Here is a 15,856-nt window from a genome sequence, read left to right as displayed (position 1 = left end):
TGGATAAAAGTTTCCCTCTCATACGTTATCAGCTACCATTTAGAGAGTTTTACAAGTTTTTGTTGGTAGCCGACAAACTAACTATTTATTGGTGCTAAGTTTCATGCTTAAAAAAAAGATTAATTTAAAAACATTTTTGCCAATGGCACTGGCGCCAAACATCGATGAATTATGTCGTCCACTGAAAGAACAACTTAATGTAAAATTTTTCAATTATATTTACTCAGAAAAAAACAACACTCGATTTACTTTGAGTAATCATGAGGCATGGTTTCAACATTATTTTGAAATGAAACATTATGATGATGAAATTATGAATTATTTCAATAAAAAGCCTATCAATTATAATAATATCAGCCTATGGGATGGTTGTCAGAGTAATCACCAATCTTGCAAAATATATAAGACTATTCAAAAAGAGTTAAATATTGGGTATATCTTATTTATTTTTGCCTTTTATAAAAATCATGCAGAATCTTTTGGCTTTGGTTTTGATCATAACATGGAGCATGCTCCCCAATTTATTTTTAATAACTTAGATATTTTAATTCGATTTTCTCAGTATTTTAAAGATGCAGGGCAAAGTGCTATTCAAATTGCTCGTGAGCAAAGTTATCAAGTGATTTTAGAAGAGAAAAAAGAATATTCAAATCCTTTTATTTGGGGACTGGATCATTCTGAAAAGAAAAAAATATTTAAAGATCTTAAAATAGAAAGAATCTACCTTAAAAATGAACATGCCGATGTTTTTATTACCTTACCTGAAGCCGAGGCAGTGCTTTTGACAATACGAGGTTTTACCTATGTCGAAATCGCTAAAATATTAAATGTGTCTCCAAAAACCATTGATTACAGAATGGATAAAGTTCGCAAAAAACTAAATTTGAAGCATCGTAAAGATATTATTAATTTGTTTGTTAAAGAGCGGTATTTAGAGTTAATAGAGTTGTCGATTTGATCTTGCCTATTTGCCGCGGGCAGCTAAAGTGGGTAATCTACATTTGAAGATTCTTTAACTTTTGTGTCAGGGATTTAGCCTTAAAGCTATCGAGTAGGCAACGACAAATTTCTGGTTGATTATTTTGCTGACAGAGGTCCATACACTTTTCATTGAACCAAATCGCTTTGGTATGTTTTGCTCCCTTTGCTTCATTGCCTATCAAACCATTTGATCCAATTCACTACCGCTTTATCCATCCAACGCCAATTACCAAAATCCCCGGTATAGCCTAACCAACCGACATGGCCTCCTCGAGAAGTGATAAGCACATCAAAATCTTTTTTATGCGGTAATTTTAAAAAGGAGCGTCGACTGATAACTGGATCATCTTTGGCATAGAGTAAAAAAGTGGGCAATGTAATATTGTCTATAAAATGTTTAGAGCTTGAGCGCGTGTAATAATCTTTTGCATCGACAAAACCAGAGCGCGGTGCGGTATACAGATCATCAAATTGATAAATATTTAATAATTTGGGAAACGAAGGTTTCGGTAATTCTGGAAAGGTTTCATGTAAGATTTGAATATCCCCTAATAAACCTTTGACGAAAAAATCATTAAATAATCGATTATTTTTATGGATAAGTAATTTAACGCTAGCTTCAAGATCTAAAGGCGGTGAAACCGCAATAACACTATCGAGATTGCCGCTAGGATGTTGGCCATCTTCACCGGCCATTTTTAAGGTAATATTGGCGCCCAGTGAAAAGCCTGCTTGGGTGACTTTGCTGTTGGGAAAGTTGGCTGCTAACCAGCCCAACACCGCACGAGTGTCTTCACTACGCCCACTGTGATAAAGATGTTTTGCGAGCCCATGCCCCAATCCACAACCTCGTAGATTCATCCGCATGACCAGAAATCCTTCGAGGGTCAATTTATGGGCGAGTCTCACCAAATATTTTGAGCGGGCTGAGCCTGTAAGCCCATGAACCAACAAAACAATGCGACCATTATCGGGCCAAACGAGAGGGCGATTTTCAATGAGAACGATTTGATCACCGTCTGGTAATGGCACGGTATGCGTGACATCATCAGAGAGTGTGGGAATATCAGGTAGATACGCTGCTGCAATGGTTTGGCGTTTACCCGTATTGAGTAAAGGCAGTGCTTTAAAGGGCAATAATTGTAGCTTATTAAGGATATTTTGAGGCATTGCACAACATTCAACGACTATAATGTAAGTAATTTAATGATAAAGGGATTGGAGCCATACCAAAAGGGAATTATGATGTTTTAATGTTGGCTGCCCTCTAGCAGATTTATTAATTCAACCTACTACGTACATGGAAGATACAATGAAAGGGAAAAGACTAGGGTTACCGCTATCGACACTGATCTGTCTTACCGGGCTTGTAGGTTGTAATACTGACTATGAAAAGCAATCGCAAACAGCAGCGGATTCACTGGTTGAAGTCAAAGGAAGTCACTTACTTTGTCGCGATTTGATTCAAACCGTTGGCGCAGAATCTGCGTTAGAAATTTGTACCAAAGAAGCGCAATCGGGCGATCCGAATGCGCAAATCGCACTTGCAAATTTGTATCTTGATGGGACGCTTGCCAAAGAAGATTGGCAGCAAGCAATGCCATGGTTTCTCTTAGCCGCAGAACAAGGGCATCCAGAAGCACAAATGCAAGTAGCGCACAGTTTACAGCTGGGTCGTGGCATTGCAAAAAGCGATGAACAGGCTTTCTTCTGGTTACAACAAGCTGCCAAGGGTAATGATCCACAAGCACAGGTAGCTCTAGCTCAATGTTATCTTCAGGGCAAAGGTGTTCCTAAAGATACGGCGCTTGCCATTCAATGGCTAGTTGATTGCGCGAAGAAAGGCAATAATGACGCCATCTATCAATTAGCTCAAATTTACCTAGAGCCCGCTAACCAAAATATCAATGAAGCCCAAAGTCTATTGCATCTTGCTGCACAAAATGGTCATGCATTAGCAATGTTCACGTTGGCAAAGCTTTATCATGAGGGCAATCTCATTGAAAAAGATGATAGCAAAGCACTTTACTGGTATGCCCAGGCCAATGCGAAAGATCATCCTCAAGCGGAATATGAATTAGCGATGTTGCTTTTAAAAGGCACATGGCAAGTGAATGAAAATCCTATTAGCATGCTGCACAAATCCGCTGAGCAAAACTATGCACCCGCACAATTAGCCTTAGCTAAATTGTATCAACAAGGACAAAAAGTAGGTAAAGATGAAAATGCTGCTTTTAATTGGTATTTAGCTGCAGCAAAGGAAGCCGATCCCGAAGCTTATTATCAAATTGGTTTATGCTTCGTTCATGGACAATTAAAGCAACCCAAAAATATTGAACTCGGTATTGATTATTTGAAAAAATCGGCGGAACTAGGTTGGATCCCCGCACAATACACTTTAGCTAGTTTATATTTAGATGGTCATGCAGTATTAGATGATCGCCAACAAGCGATGGATTATTTAATTCAGGCTGCCAATAACGGTTGGATTGATGCCCAGTTAAAATTAGCACAAGCTTTGATTCAATTCTCATTACCACAGTATGATAAAGCGGCTTTTCATTGGGTTCAAAAAGCCTCTAAATATCAACACGCCGATGCTTTATTTCAATTGGCTAGTTGTTACCATGAAGGAATTGGTACTCCCGTCGATTATCAACAAGCATTAACTATTTACCAAGGGTTGGCATCTCGCGATCATTTTCTTGCACAATGCAAATTAGGACAGATGTATTTTGAAGGGCAAGGTGTTGAAAAAAATCCTGACGAAGCAAAAAAATGGCTATTACAAGCCGCAAATCATCGTATTGCAGAAGCATCAGATTGGTTGAAACTCTATTTTAACGAAACAGATGAAACGTTAACCCAACTGAATACCGAGAATGAAATCAATGAATGGTTGTATAGTGAGAGTGGTACTCCTCAAAGTCAATTTGAACATGGAATGAACTATCTCTATGCAAGACAAGGCAAGGAACAAAATATTCCAGCTGGGATAAGTCTTATTCAAGAAGCAGCAGAGAAAGAATATTTACCGGCCCAGCGTGAATTAGCCATTATCTATGAACAAGGGCTTTTTGGGTTACAAAAAGCAGCAAATTACGCTTTGACTTGGTATTTACGCGCTGCCAATAGTGGAGATGAATACTCTCAATATCGGGCAGCGAATATGTATTATACTGGTCAAGGGGCCGCAAAAAATGCAGTACAGGCTTATGCCTTCGCTGATATGGCTGCCGCCAAAGGCTTCAAAGAAGCGGTAATATTGCGCGATGAATTGGCTACTCAGCTAAATGAAAATGAAATGGCTGTCGCAGATATGCTTGCCAGGACACAAAAACCAGAAAACTTATAGTCTTCTGCGAATGGAGATAAAGAGGCAGAATGGGACATTTACTTAGCGTACTGCAGTTTTTGTTTAAATTTTGTTTTTATACTTTCTTAGTAATTTTAGTTTTGTTCGCAATTACTGTGATAATGCTATTTAATTTTGATGTCAACAAACACAAGCTAACGATTGAAGAAACCTTTAAAAATCAAACAGGACTTAAACTTCAGTTAAACGGGGCAATTCAAACAGACCTTTTCCCAACACCTACGGCACATTTTAGTAAAGTAACAATCATCAATGAATCGAACAATACGGTGATGTCATTGTTTGTAAATGATGTGCAAGTCGATCTTGATTTATATTCTATGTTTACTGACGTCGTTAAAATTAATTATTTTAGTGCCAAAGGGGTGAAAATTAAAATTCAAGAAAATAAAAATTCTAAACTTGAATTTAATATTGATTCATTCTCGGGGCAAATATTATCATCCTATCGTGAAATTGTTATGCCCTCATTCTCGCTTAAAGCAAATAATAATGAAGTGACAGGCGATTTTAAACTGATGCTGTTATCGCATATCCCTATTGTGAATGGTAATTTTAATTCTAGGCAGTTTAATTTAAACATTAAAGATGATAAAGAATTATCAACTTTGAAATTGTTTAATAGCGACATCATTGCTTTGGATTGGATTAATGATTTAAATGGACAAATTAATTGGCATTTTAATAATCTCTTTATCGGAAATTTAAGTATTGAAGATAGTGATGTACAAATTTCTTTCAAAGATAAAAAGTTTGAACTGATCCCTCGGGGCAAAATTGCTGGGGGTGATCTTACCGGTAAAATATTCATTCAAAAGCGAGAGAACAATTTACAAGTCAATAGCGAATTTAGCTTAAAAAACAGCATTGCAAGTGGTTTTTTTCAGCTCTTTTGGAAAAATGCAGCTTTGCTCAATGGAAAATTAGATATAACCTTCCAAGGAAAAAGTACGGGAGATAGTTTAGCAGCTTGGATGGCACATCTCTCAGGTCGAAGCGTTATCAGTATTAAAAACATGCAAATTCAAGATAGAGAAATTGATGCTCGTTATATCGATGTTTTTGCAGCGCTTTGGAAGTCTTTGAACCCCTCAAAAACAGGCACCTCATTAGAGTGTGTAGCGATGTTATTAAATGCAACCGATGGACAAGTCACCGCCAAAGAGACCATTGCGATGCAAACAACCGATATCTATGCTTTAGGTGGTGGATCACTTGATTTAAAAAATGAAACGGTTGATTTAACTTTTGATTTTTATCCGCGCAGCCAAATGAATATCGAGATAGGCTCGATGGATCAAGTCATACATGTTAAAGGGAGCTTGTCTCAACCTGAATTAGTGAAAAGTCCTAAAGGTGTTATTAAAGAGGGTGGTACTATTGTTTTAGGCATTGCTACCGGTGGTATCAGTATTTTAGCGGAAAAAATGCTAAAAATAGTCAGTCAAAAGAGCTCGCCTTGTCAGCAAGTTTTGGCCGAAGCTTATGAAGAGACAAATGATTGACTATAGTTAATTGGCCGACCTATAATGAAAGTGATTCAGAGTTATTTGTACTGAAGAGTGCAAACCCTTTAACATTAGGGGAAAATACATGAAACGCACGGTAAGACAAGGTAAAATCCGTCAAGTAAAAGAAGATGGTGTCACCGTAATTGATATCATTGGATTAGACGATCATCCTAAAGCCTTTAAACGTGCTTATCAGCATGTCCAAAAGGACATTCGAAAGAACCGTTATAAATTTATTTCAGCAGGCGAACCTGAGCCGGTTATTAGAGTTACCCATAGTTTCGAAATTCATTGACGTGTTCGGCGTAGCCCGGCGAAGCATCAGCGTAGACGGACGAAGACGGATTACGCTGCCTAGTTTCACTTTGGGCGTTGTTAACTTCGTTCAACTTACAACAGGAGTGTATAGCAATACACTCCTGTTGTTCGTGAACTCGTTGCCTAGCCCAAAAAGAAACTAGTTTGCATAAATTCCTAGCCCAGGCTTGCATGTGGAGACAGGAATAAAATACTTGTTTCTACACCCAATTATTCGAACTTTTTCTGCTTTTTAAGAGTCTATTCCATATAGAGAGGAAATTTATATCCTCCTATAGGAGGACTTATGAAACTCTTGAAAACAGCATCGTTGATGCTCCTATCAGGGTTATTAATCCTGCCTTTTACGGATGCACAAGCACATCGTCACCATCACCATGGACACATCTATTATGGTCCGGGATATCATTATAATTATTATCCAAGACATTATTATAATTACTATCCTCGGCACTATTATGGTGGTTATCGATATTATCCAAGGTACTATAGGCAATATTATCCTGATTATTACTATGGTTATGGCTATTATGGTCAACCTAGAGTGGGGATTTATTTCCGCTTCTAAGATGGCTTAATAGCATTCTACATGCTAATCCTGTGTGATTAGCGTGTAGAATGTTATTAAAGTATTTAATACAAATGTAAAAGGGTATATGTAGGTACAAGCAATTTTAGCCTGTGGGCACAGTTATGCTGTACACCATAATTTAACAGAAGGGTAAATACTCAACTGAGCAATATAAGCATTCTCTAATTTAATGCTTAATATTTCCATGCTCATTTTGATGCCACAGTGTTTTAATGATAGCGAAATAATAGGGATCCCTTCACAGATTTTAGCCAAATCATCAACATCCTTATTGTTGAGTCTCATATTCGATACTTCAACAAGAATGATTGGCAGTCCCTTTAAAGCAAGGCTTAGATGCGACCAATGTACAGCATCTTTATGGATGACTATTTTTTGGGATTCCTTTGCGTTATCGAAATAAGGAATAGCGGTTTGTGAGCCAGAAATTTCTAAATGCGTTATTTTATTTTGTGTGAGATAAGCGCGAAAATTTTGATAGCACCCTTGGTTTACTTCGAGGAGTAATTCATTTTTAACAGATGAACGTAAGCATTCAGCCGATGAATTTGTTTGTATTGGATCACATTTCATGATGATCTTTCCCCAGCGCTTTTTGCAAGCAAACCTTTGGCAACACTAACAGTTGAACAACTCTATGTAAAGAATATCCTTACAATAAGTGATGATTGGTGGTGGTGAACGATTACTGACATAAGTTCGAATATTGCGGTTTATCACCATTGATTAATACATTGCCATAGCCCTAGGCACTTGCTAGACTTATCACGCTATTACACCAACCTGATAGGACGACTTATTGTGATTCTCGCGGTTTAGCTACGCTAACAAGTAAAAATTTTCCCCTTGGGCCTTAGGCTTTCAAAGGGCTTCATCTTTTGTATTACTTGTTTAAAAGAGAGCTAAATCATGAAATCGCGATTACCACATCGATTCTTCCCTATTTTCTTTATTTTATATGAATTTGCCTGCAATCTTTCTAACGATCTCTATTTACCTGCCATGCCTGAAATCGCTGCAACCTTTTCAACCGAGGTTAGCGCGATTGGTTTAACGATTGCTGCTTGGCTAGCCGGAAATGCCTCCTTTCAATGGCTATTGGGGCCATTATCCGATCGCTTTGGTAGACGAACTGTGCTGTTTTCAGGCGGAATATTATTTTTAATGGCCACTTTCTTTTGTGCGATAGCATCGAATCTCGGTTTCATGTTAATTGCACGTTTTGCACAAGGGATTGGGGTTTGCAGCATGATGATTGCAGGTTATGCGAGTATTCATGAATCTTATTCCGATCGCGATGCGGTAAAAATACTCGCTTGGATCACCAGTATTTCCATTATTGCACCCATGGTGGGGCCGTTATTGGGCGGTTTATTGTTACAATGGACAAATTGGCGATGGCTGTTTGGCACCTTGCTTTTGGTGGCAATCATTGCCTTGGCCGGTTTATGGGTTGTGATGCCTTTTTCGCAACACGATGCGGCGGCCTTAAATCCTAAAAGAATGTTTCACGATTATCGGCAACTATTGCAGAATAAGCTTTTTTTATTGCGTTGTGGAACATTAGGACTCATCTATACCTCATTGATTATTTGGATCACTGCATCGCCTGAGATATTAATAGAGCAATACCATTTGTCGACGGTACAATTTGGTTTAAGCCAATGCCCCGTTTTTGGTTGCTATATTATTGGAGCGCAATTAGGGCAAAAGCTTATCGATCGTTATGATGGGCAAATATTAATCCGGCGTGGGATTCAAATCAGTATCTTAGGAGCATTCGGTTTACTCGTCACTGTCATTGGATTTTCATCCTTAGTTTGGGGGATTATTGGTGCAATGAGTATCCTGGTATTGGGGGCAGGCTTGACTTGTGCACCTTTAAATAGAGCTTGTTTTCAAAGTTCTACCTTGAATAAAGGTATTACCTCAGCGATGTTTTATACCATTTTGATGGTGACAGGAACGATGGGAAGCTTGTTAGTCAGCCTTAGTTTCATGGCGAATACATTAAATCTAATGAGCTTGTTAGTGAGTTTCGCAATTGGGATAGCATGGTTCTTTTTTAGAAAGAGCAATGCTTAAAAATGAAGATGACTTGCCAATCTGTCGATTGGCAAGTTTAAAAAGCGCTTAACGTAAAGTAGGGGCTTGAATAGAGAAAGAATCATTAATTAACTTAATAAGAGCTTCCCCTATATCTACCGTGAATATTCTAATCATATTTCAAGAAAAATGGTCAGCATAGTACACAGCATGACCATTTGCTTTTAAGAGGCAGCGATAGCTTGCAAATCATTGGCTAAATTAAGAAACGAATTGATTTGATCTTTCATCGCTTGTTCATCTTGGCTTTCATCGGGTGAGAGATTACTTAAACAAATAACAGAGATTTTGCTTTGTGGCGCATAACTTAACTGCCCTCGAATGCCTTGTATCCAGCCACCATGAAAGTAAATAATGTCATTAGGATTATCATTATTAACAAATAGACCATAACCATACTGAATGGGGCCAAAGAATGACATTTCCCCAGAAATATGTGGGGTTACCATCAATTTAAGTGATTGGGGTGATAATAATTTTCCGCCGAATAATCCTTGAGTCCATTTTAATAAATCTTGTGTCGTTGAAAAGAGAGCGCCACCACCTTGAAGAGGTACTTCTAAATGAAGCTCATTCATTGGTTGGGGTGGGTGTTTAGGGTTGCTGAGATTAGCAATATGGCGAACGATAGGATGTTTACCGGATATCACATTGGCAATATAAGCTCGTTCTTCTTTAAAAGTTGGCAGATACGTATGATTCATCTTTAAAGGTTGAAAAATATGATTGGCTAAAAATAAGCTTAGGCTTTTCTCTGGTGATACCGTTTCGATTATTTCTGATAGTAGCAAATACCCCGTATTATTATATTCAAATTTTTCACCTGCCTTAAAACGAACAGGTTGGTTCTTAATATGAGTGATAATAAATGGAACGAGTTCTTGATCTGAAATAGCAAAGGTGTTTTGCCATTTTTCATCGGAGTAATCGACTAGACCACTGGAATGGGTTAACAGGTGATGAATGGTGATTTCATGTGCCCAATCAGGAACTTTTCCTTGCCAAATCGGATGAGAAGCTTTCAAATAATGGATAATCGGTGTATGTAAATCTAATTTATTTTGTTCTTGTAAGAGTAAAATAGCCGCTGCAGTGAATTGTTTGGTGATGGAGGCAACTGGGAATGGGGTATTGTCTGTAAAAGGTTGTTGAGTGACGTAATTAGCCAAACCGACGTTTTGCTTAAATAAAATATGATCTTCTTTAGCAATTAGAAAAGTAGCACTGGTTAAATAATGTTGATGATAGTCTGAAATCGTTTTTTCAAAATCTGTGGTTGTTGCTGCGTTAATAGATGAAATCATAAAAAGAGATCCTAAAAGTAAAGAGATGATATTCTTCTTCATTTACAAGCTTTTCCTTAAAAAATAGCACATAGAATCTTTCATAAATCCCTTAGAGATATGTTGAATTTCAAAACCCAATTGTTGATAAAACGTGAGTGCTTCCCAGTCCATGGTATTCACCGTTGCAAAAGTGCAGTCTTGGTTTTTACCGTATTCGAGCGCGGCTTGCATCAGCTTCAGACCATAACCTTGGCCTCGTAATGGCTCGCTCACCCATAATTGATCGACATACAGGCAACCATAAAGGCAACTGCCCTTGCAGCCACCGACAAGTTGATTTTCTTCATCACGAATGTAGTAAGCAAATGATTCAATAGGAGGGAGATCTCTTTGCTGCTTAGCATAAGCAGAGATCCCTTGATCGAGGATATCTAAATCAGCTGATTGAGGGTGAGGATCAAAGGTTAATGGGTGGTGCATATAATTCCAAGGTTGTTAACTAAGTTTTAACTATGTAAGCATTTTGCTTATTTTAGCTAAGTCGTAAGCCTAGTTCTATGCTAATTCTGCTATTCGATCACCCCCTTTGAATAAAAGGGGGCAGCTCGCGCTTGTACGGCGTAGTCCGGCGAAGCTTTTAGCGTAGACGGACGAAGACGGGAGCGAGTGGGGGATTTTTATCTTAATTATGCTTAAACAACGCTGCGCTGCTCTTTAATTCCTGGTCACTTTCAATATCGTCTGATGCTTCAATGCTAGGTAAAGCCTGAGCATAGGGTTCTTCAGCTCTTTCAATATGTCTTATAGGCATTAAATACGGATTTCCTTTTATATCTGCAAGCAGTCGTCCAAACAAGAGGGGAGTTGAAGTTAATGTTTGCAATTTCATCGCGTTGGCATATTGATTTTCAATCACAACAGCGGCGTCAGTGTAAGCCTGATCTGTACGCTCCATTACCGCTGTAGCGATATCTTCAATTGTTGTACCTGGAGCCAATGCTAATGCCTCATTCACAAAATCTAACCGTTGAGTTTGGTTTATCTTGTTGAGAATAATGTATAAAATTTCTCTTAGAATGATGGGGTTTATCACTGCTGATAGCTCTATATTTAGCTCGGCACCGTATTCTAAAAGCATTTTGAAATTTTTATAATCGCCATTAAGTGCAGTTTGAGTCAAAGCGGTGAAATCATTAACGTCATATATTTCATTAAGATCAGCTCCATATTTTAATAGCAACTGCAAGAGTTTGGTATTACGCTGTTGCGCAGCCATGTGTAGCGCGTTCGTGCCATACTCTGCTTCATCTTCATATCTTGTAGCATGAACATTGGCTCCTCTCTGTAGTAGCACTTCAACCGCTTTATAACGGGCATTGATCACTGCTAAATGCAGCGGTGTATGATTATCAATATCTTGGGATTCAGTATCTGCATTTTGCTCTACTAGTAATTGTATGATTTCAACATTATCTCTGACAGCTGCCAGATGGAGTGGTGTTCTTTTTCCTTGATTATCTTGAATTTCAATATTTGCTCCATAACTTAATAAAATCTTTGTCATTTGAGGGAGATTATAATATGCAGCAAGGTGTAACGGGGCGTAACCAGTTGAATCTAGTGTATTAAGATCTTCACCTTGCTTTAATAAATAGGGAATAATTTCGCCGTAATTGTGTTTTGTTGCATATCCTAACGGATGTATTTTAGTCAATGGTGCCTTTCCTGCTAACAGATCTTTAACAAAGTTAAAATCTGCTTTTCGGGTTAATAGCTGCGCAATGATATCAGTGAGTCCCATTCTTGCTGCCAAAAAAATAGGCGTTAACCCATCAGCATTTTTAAGATCAGCATGAGCTCCTTTCTCCAATAACAACGAGACGACTGCAGGGTGATTAGCTAAAGTGGCTAAATGTAAAGGCGTATCACCGACATTTGTTTCAACATTGAACGCTGCGCCACGCTCTAATAGTTGCTGAATAATACTAGAATAACCACATGCTGCAGCAATATGTAATGGGGTCATACCACGTTTGTCTCTGGCATGAATATCAATGCCATTTTGAATTAAGCTGGTTAACAGTTCAGCATTTTCTTCCGTGTAAGGTTTTTGGATCAGTTCAAAGAATTTTGTCGTGTTTTCGATTAAATTGGCACCTAAAATCATTGAAGCTCCTTAACCTGTTTAGCAAAAGTGATTCAATAGGTTACGCAATCAGTGTGAGAGAAGTAATAAGAAAATGACTGAGTGATCATCGTCTTGTTAATGATAAGTCGTTGATTTTAGGTGCTTTAATGTTTAAATTGGGAAATAAATTCCGACAAAGATCCTATCACTAGAAGATGAAAGGTGGATTCTCATCCTATTATTCAATAGAAATAATAGATCTATCCCGGCCAAGTGCACGACGTGCACGCAGAGCCAGGGAAAATATGGGATGACAAATTAGTTTATTCTAGCAGTTTTAAGCTTTCGATCAGTGAGTTCATCATCATTATCATCATCTAATGCTGCCACCAGGTCTGAGTCATCTCTTTGCTGTCTTTTCCCCGAAGGTTTTTTTGAAATAAGCAGTGGTGATATTGAATGTGCTAAGAGATCATCATCGGCAACGGGTGACGAGCTAGAGCTAGAGCTAGAGCAGCTATTGGGGTAAGTGATATTTGCGAGTAGTCCTCCAAGCAATGGAGATATATCGGTTTTCTTTAGCGCCATAGCGTTCGCATATTGCCTTTCGAGGATTTTTATTATTGTGTATAGATCATTTCTATGATAGATAGAGTCATCTATTCTATTGAACATATTTCTTGGTGTGTCTATGCCTTCTTTCTTGGCTATTGCTTGACGTTTTTTGTTATCTTTTTTCCAATCATCTTTCAAATCTTCATTCAGTAATGTGATGCAGAAATCCTCTAGTAATTGATCAAAGCATTTTTCTGCCGATATTTTTTTGATGATCAAGTAAAGAAAATCTTTGTATATTTCGAATCTTCTATGAACCTCCGGGAGGGCCTCTATATTACATAGACCTACAAATAGTGGCGTTTTTTCTTCATGATTGGGTGTGTCAATATTGGCACCGTTATTTAATAGCATTTTAATGATTTGGGATTCTAATCGTATAGCAGCCCAATGTAGAGGGGTATCGCCATCCATATTTTGAATATTAACATTCGCTCCATTTTTTAATAGTTCTTGCACAATTTTATTGTAACCATTAATCACAGCGTAATGCAGCGGACTATTTTGACGATAAGGATTTTTTGTTCTTTCTTGAAAAATCTGTAGAGCACCTTCATCTGTAACATGATCTTCTATCCATTTAGCACATTCCTCAGAAAGGAGGACCTGTCCATATTGAGCATCGATATCGATACCTTCATGAATCAAATTGATTAAGAATGCTGTATTTTCCTCAGAATAAGGCTGTTGGACAATCTCAAAAAATTTCAGTGTGTTTTCATGTTTTTTGGCATCAGTTGGCATGGTCGTTCCTACGTTATATTATCTATTGAAAATAACTTCATTCTTTATGACCTTAAAGACAATGCCACGGTGGGTTCGCTGTACTCATCAGTGTCATTTAAATGGCTTAACGGATCTGATGCAATAAGCGTAGGAGTAACCTCAAGGATGTCGTCAGTAAGGGGGGGGCTACCTAAAATACCCAATAAACGTTCAATGCAAGATGATTGTAAGGTGAGTATATTCAGGTATTGATCTTCAATCAGTTTGATTATGGGATGCATTTGATCTTTATCGCATCTCAAAATGCTTCTGATTATTTTGTTGGGACTTGTTCGTGATGTCCAATTTTCGTTTAATAGATCGTAAAAAGCCTCTTGTAGAAAGCTAAATCGCCCTGCTTTATCAATCTTGTTTATGAAGATAGATAAAATTTGTTGTAAGGTATGTCTTCGGTGACGAACCGCTAAGCTAAGTGGCGTCTTGTTATCATTATTTTGAGTATCAATTTTAGCACCATTATCCAATAGTTGCTGAATGATCTCCGTTTCCCCTAATATAACGGCTTTATGTAAAGCAGTTGCATTAGAACTATTTGGCTTATTAATATCAGCCCCTCTTTCTAAGAGCAGCTTAACAATTTCAGGGTTGCCAGATAATACTGCACTATGTAATGGAAACTCACCGTCGTTCGCTTGAGTATGAAAATTGGCTCCTTTTGTTAATAACAGGCGCACAATCTCAGTATTGCCATATAAAACCATCTTATGAAGCAAGGTATAACCATGGGAATCTACAGCATCAGCATCAATACCTTGATGAATTAAATGGATTAATGCTTGTGTCACTTGCTTGGATGGACGATTCAGGAGGATTTCAAAGAATCTTCTTGTATTATCTTCATACCGCTTTGTACCTGAGATCATATCGTACATCCTTTAAACCCTAAGTTAGAGCTTCCAATGTGGCTGCATCTTTATTTTAAAAAAAGCGACACCAAGGCCTAGAAGGAGCTGAATCGGTTTCATCGTCACTGGAATAGGGTGTTTCACTCGATGAAGCCGCAGATGCGCTTGGCGTCTCTGCCTCTTCACATAGGGCGAGTAATTTCCCCAGCAAGGGCGATGGCACTGATGCGTTTAGCGCCACCACATTCGCATATTGTGTTTCAGCAGTTTTAATTGTTTGAAGCATGTCATCATTGTATAACTTGTAATAGAATTCACTGGGCTTTTGTTCTGGTATTCCCAAAGCTTCACATAAGATATCAAAGCGATTAGCCTTATTTATTATTTTTAAAATAGTTCGCAATGTATGAAAGCAATTTGGGTATGCAAATACTAAGGGGCTTTCATTGTTATTATTGAAAATATCAATTTTTGCTCCTTTTGCTAATAGTTGTTGAACAACTTCATAACGGTTATGCTTTGCAGCTAAATGCAATGGAGTATTGCCTTCATTATCTTGAATATCAAGATCTGGCTTTTTATCTAACAATAGCGTAACAATATTCATGTAACCACGTGATGCAGCCCAATGAAGAGGTGTTCTGCCTAGATGATCTTTTATATCAATATTGGTCATGTATGCTAATAATGGCCTAACGATTTTAGCGAAATTCTGTTTTGTCGCTAGATGTAGCGGCGTGTCGCCATTTTCATCACGAAGTTCGCAATTTGCCCCATTTTCTAATAGCAATTGAAGGATCCTCTGATCATGGGATATCTCTCCAATTGGAAAAGATATGAAAAGATCACCAGGACTGCGAAATAATTCACGAATTGGCGAGACTAAATGATGTAACGCAGTTTTGCCATGAATATCTTGCGCATTAATATTGGCGCCGCTCAGTATTAATTGTTGTATAATCTCTCTGTAACCACGTCTGGCTGCCCAGTGAAGTGGGGTATACCCTTCCTCATCTTGCATTTGCATATTGATACCTTCACGCATTAAATACGCTAATGCCTCAGCGTTTTTGCTAGAAGGAGTTTCTTTGACAATTTCAAAAAAGTCTAACGTATTGTAATAATTAGAATATATTTTTTTAAGTCTGTTCACCGCACCTGAAATCATGGGTATTTCCTAATAGGTTCAATATTTTCTTTTGATATGTTACTGAATAACAGATGAGCCCGTAATAAGAAAAAGTCTGAATATTATCGATTGTGCAATAATAACCTATTGGTTCTTAAGGTCTTTGTTTTTTCTACCGGATTA

Annotated in this window: 14 protein-coding genes; 6 read left to right on the top strand and 8 right to left on the bottom strand. The window is 37.9% G+C overall.

All coding sequences use genetic code 11. The features are described from left to right. Positions 1-103 precede the first annotated feature (103 nt). The gene (locus HT99x_RS08070) at positions 104-958 is read left to right on the top strand and encodes a LuxR C-terminal-related transcriptional regulator (RefSeq protein ID WP_075065843.1); all 855 of its coding nucleotides are present in this window, start codon (positions 104-106) and stop codon (positions 956-958) included. Positions 959-1,149: 191 nt separating this feature from the next. Here the strand turns inward: HT99x_RS08070 and HT99x_RS08065 are convergent, their stop codons facing one another. Next, positions 1,150-2,151, bottom strand: coding sequence for a YheT family hydrolase (locus HT99x_RS08065; RefSeq protein ID WP_075065842.1), 1,002 nt, complete (start codon positions 2,149-2,151; stop codon positions 1,150-1,152). Positions 2,152-2,293: 142 nt separating this feature from the next. On the opposite strand from HT99x_RS08065, the gene HT99x_RS08060 reads away from it, so the two are divergent. The 4 genes from HT99x_RS08060 (at position 2,294) to HT99x_RS08045 (ending at position 6,754) form a co-directional block, all read left to right on the top strand. Then, the gene (locus HT99x_RS08060) at positions 2,294-4,336 is read left to right on the top strand and encodes a tetratricopeptide repeat protein (protein ID WP_259566028.1); all 2,043 of its coding nucleotides are present in this window, start codon (positions 2,294-2,296) and stop codon (positions 4,334-4,336) included. A 29-nt stretch (positions 4,337-4,365) separates the two neighbouring features. Next, positions 4,366-5,862, top strand: a complete 1,497-nt coding sequence (locus HT99x_RS08055; protein WP_075066748.1) for an AsmA family protein — start codon at positions 4,366-4,368, stop codon at positions 5,860-5,862. Between the two features lie 88 nt (positions 5,863-5,950). After that, positions 5,951-6,163, top strand: coding sequence for a hypothetical protein (locus HT99x_RS08050; protein WP_075066747.1), 213 nt, complete (start codon positions 5,951-5,953; stop codon positions 6,161-6,163). 309 nt (positions 6,164-6,472) lie between these two features. Beyond that, positions 6,473-6,754, top strand: coding sequence for a hypothetical protein (locus tag HT99x_RS08045; protein WP_139016616.1), 282 nt, complete (start codon positions 6,473-6,475; stop codon positions 6,752-6,754). Positions 6,755-6,877: 123 nt separating this feature from the next. On the opposite strand, the gene HT99x_RS08040 is transcribed toward HT99x_RS08045, so the two are convergent. Next, positions 6,878-7,351 carry a hypothetical protein gene (locus tag HT99x_RS08040; RefSeq protein WP_075066745.1) on the bottom strand — a complete coding sequence of 158 codons (474 nt, stop codon included), beginning with the start codon at positions 7,349-7,351 and terminating at the stop codon, positions 6,878-6,880. Between the two features lie 336 nt (positions 7,352-7,687). On the opposite strand from HT99x_RS08040, the gene HT99x_RS08035 reads away from it, so the two are divergent. Next, a complete protein-coding gene (locus HT99x_RS08035) occupies positions 7,688-8,863 on the top strand; it encodes an MFS transporter (RefSeq protein ID WP_075066744.1) in 1,176 nt (391 codons plus the stop codon). 185 nt (positions 8,864-9,048) lie between these two features. Here the strand turns inward: HT99x_RS08035 and HT99x_RS08030 are convergent, their stop codons facing one another. From HT99x_RS08030 to HT99x_RS08005, 6 genes are all read right to left on the bottom strand, one after another. Further along, a complete protein-coding gene (locus tag HT99x_RS08030; RefSeq protein ID WP_158003398.1) occupies positions 9,049-10,188 on the bottom strand; it encodes a serine hydrolase in 1,140 nt (379 codons plus the stop codon). Positions 10,189-10,230: 42 nt separating this feature from the next. After that, complete coding sequence (locus tag HT99x_RS08025; protein ID WP_075066742.1) at positions 10,231-10,650, bottom strand: GNAT family N-acetyltransferase; 420 nt, start codon at positions 10,648-10,650, stop codon at positions 10,231-10,233. A 202-nt stretch (positions 10,651-10,852) separates the two neighbouring features. Next, positions 10,853-12,337, bottom strand: a complete 1,485-nt coding sequence (locus HT99x_RS08020) for an ankyrin repeat domain-containing protein (RefSeq protein ID WP_075066741.1) — start codon at positions 12,335-12,337, stop codon at positions 10,853-10,855. Positions 12,338-12,616: 279 nt separating this feature from the next. Next, positions 12,617-13,657: an ankyrin repeat domain-containing protein gene (locus HT99x_RS08015; RefSeq protein WP_075066740.1), complete on the bottom strand. Its 1,041-nt coding sequence runs from the start codon at positions 13,655-13,657 to the stop codon at positions 12,617-12,619. Positions 13,658-13,701: 44 nt separating this feature from the next. Next, positions 13,702-14,562: an ankyrin repeat domain-containing protein gene (locus HT99x_RS08010; RefSeq protein ID WP_075066739.1), complete on the bottom strand. Its 861-nt coding sequence runs from the start codon at positions 14,560-14,562 to the stop codon at positions 13,702-13,704. Between the two features lie 55 nt (positions 14,563-14,617). After that, positions 14,618-15,712, bottom strand: coding sequence for an ankyrin repeat domain-containing protein (locus tag HT99x_RS08005; RefSeq protein ID WP_075066738.1), 1,095 nt, complete (start codon positions 15,710-15,712; stop codon positions 14,618-14,620). Positions 15,713-15,856 lie beyond the last annotated feature (144 nt).

The sequence above is a fragment of the Candidatus Berkiella aquae genome (assembly GCF_001431295.2).
Classification (GTDB): domain Bacteria; phylum Pseudomonadota; class Gammaproteobacteria; order Berkiellales; family Berkiellaceae; genus Berkiella; species Berkiella aquae.
Note: the sequence above shows the minus strand (reverse complement) of the source record. Positions and strands in the feature narration are given on the sequence as shown.

Bases quoted from the DNA above. Each gene is read 5' to 3' on its own strand.
- HT99x_RS08070 (WP_075065843.1), top strand. From the start codon at position 104: ATGCTTAAAAAAAAGATTAATTTAAAAACATTTTTGCCAATGGCACTG.
- HT99x_RS08065 (WP_075065842.1), bottom strand. From the start codon at position 2,151: ATGCCTCAAAATATCCTTAATAAGCTACAATTATTGCCCTTTAAAGCA.
- HT99x_RS08060 (WP_259566028.1), top strand. From the start codon at position 2,294: ATGAAAGGGAAAAGACTAGGGTTACCGCTATCGACACTGATCTGTCTT.
- HT99x_RS08055 (WP_075066748.1), top strand. From the start codon at position 4,366: ATGGGACATTTACTTAGCGTACTGCAGTTTTTGTTTAAATTTTGTTTT.
- HT99x_RS08050 (WP_075066747.1), top strand. From the start codon at position 5,951: ATGAAACGCACGGTAAGACAAGGTAAAATCCGTCAAGTAAAAGAAGAT.
- HT99x_RS08045 (WP_139016616.1), top strand. From the start codon at position 6,473: ATGAAACTCTTGAAAACAGCATCGTTGATGCTCCTATCAGGGTTATTA.
- HT99x_RS08040 (WP_075066745.1), bottom strand. From the start codon at position 7,351: ATGAAATGTGATCCAATACAAACAAATTCATCGGCTGAATGCTTACGT.
- HT99x_RS08035 (WP_075066744.1), top strand. From the start codon at position 7,688: ATGAAATCGCGATTACCACATCGATTCTTCCCTATTTTCTTTATTTTA.
- HT99x_RS08030 (WP_158003398.1), bottom strand. From the start codon at position 10,188: ATGATTTCATCTATTAACGCAGCAACAACCACAGATTTTGAAAAAACG.
- HT99x_RS08025 (WP_075066742.1), bottom strand. From the start codon at position 10,650: ATGCACCACCCATTAACCTTTGATCCTCACCCTCAATCAGCTGATTTA.
- HT99x_RS08020 (WP_075066741.1), bottom strand. From the start codon at position 12,337: ATGATTTTAGGTGCCAATTTAATCGAAAACACGACAAAATTCTTTGAA.
- HT99x_RS08015 (WP_075066740.1), bottom strand. From the start codon at position 13,657: ATGCCAACTGATGCCAAAAAACATGAAAACACACTGAAATTTTTTGAG.
- HT99x_RS08010 (WP_075066739.1), bottom strand. From the start codon at position 14,562: ATGATCTCAGGTACAAAGCGGTATGAAGATAATACAAGAAGATTCTTT.
- HT99x_RS08005 (WP_075066738.1), bottom strand. From the start codon at position 15,712: ATGATTTCAGGTGCGGTGAACAGACTTAAAAAAATATATTCTAATTAT.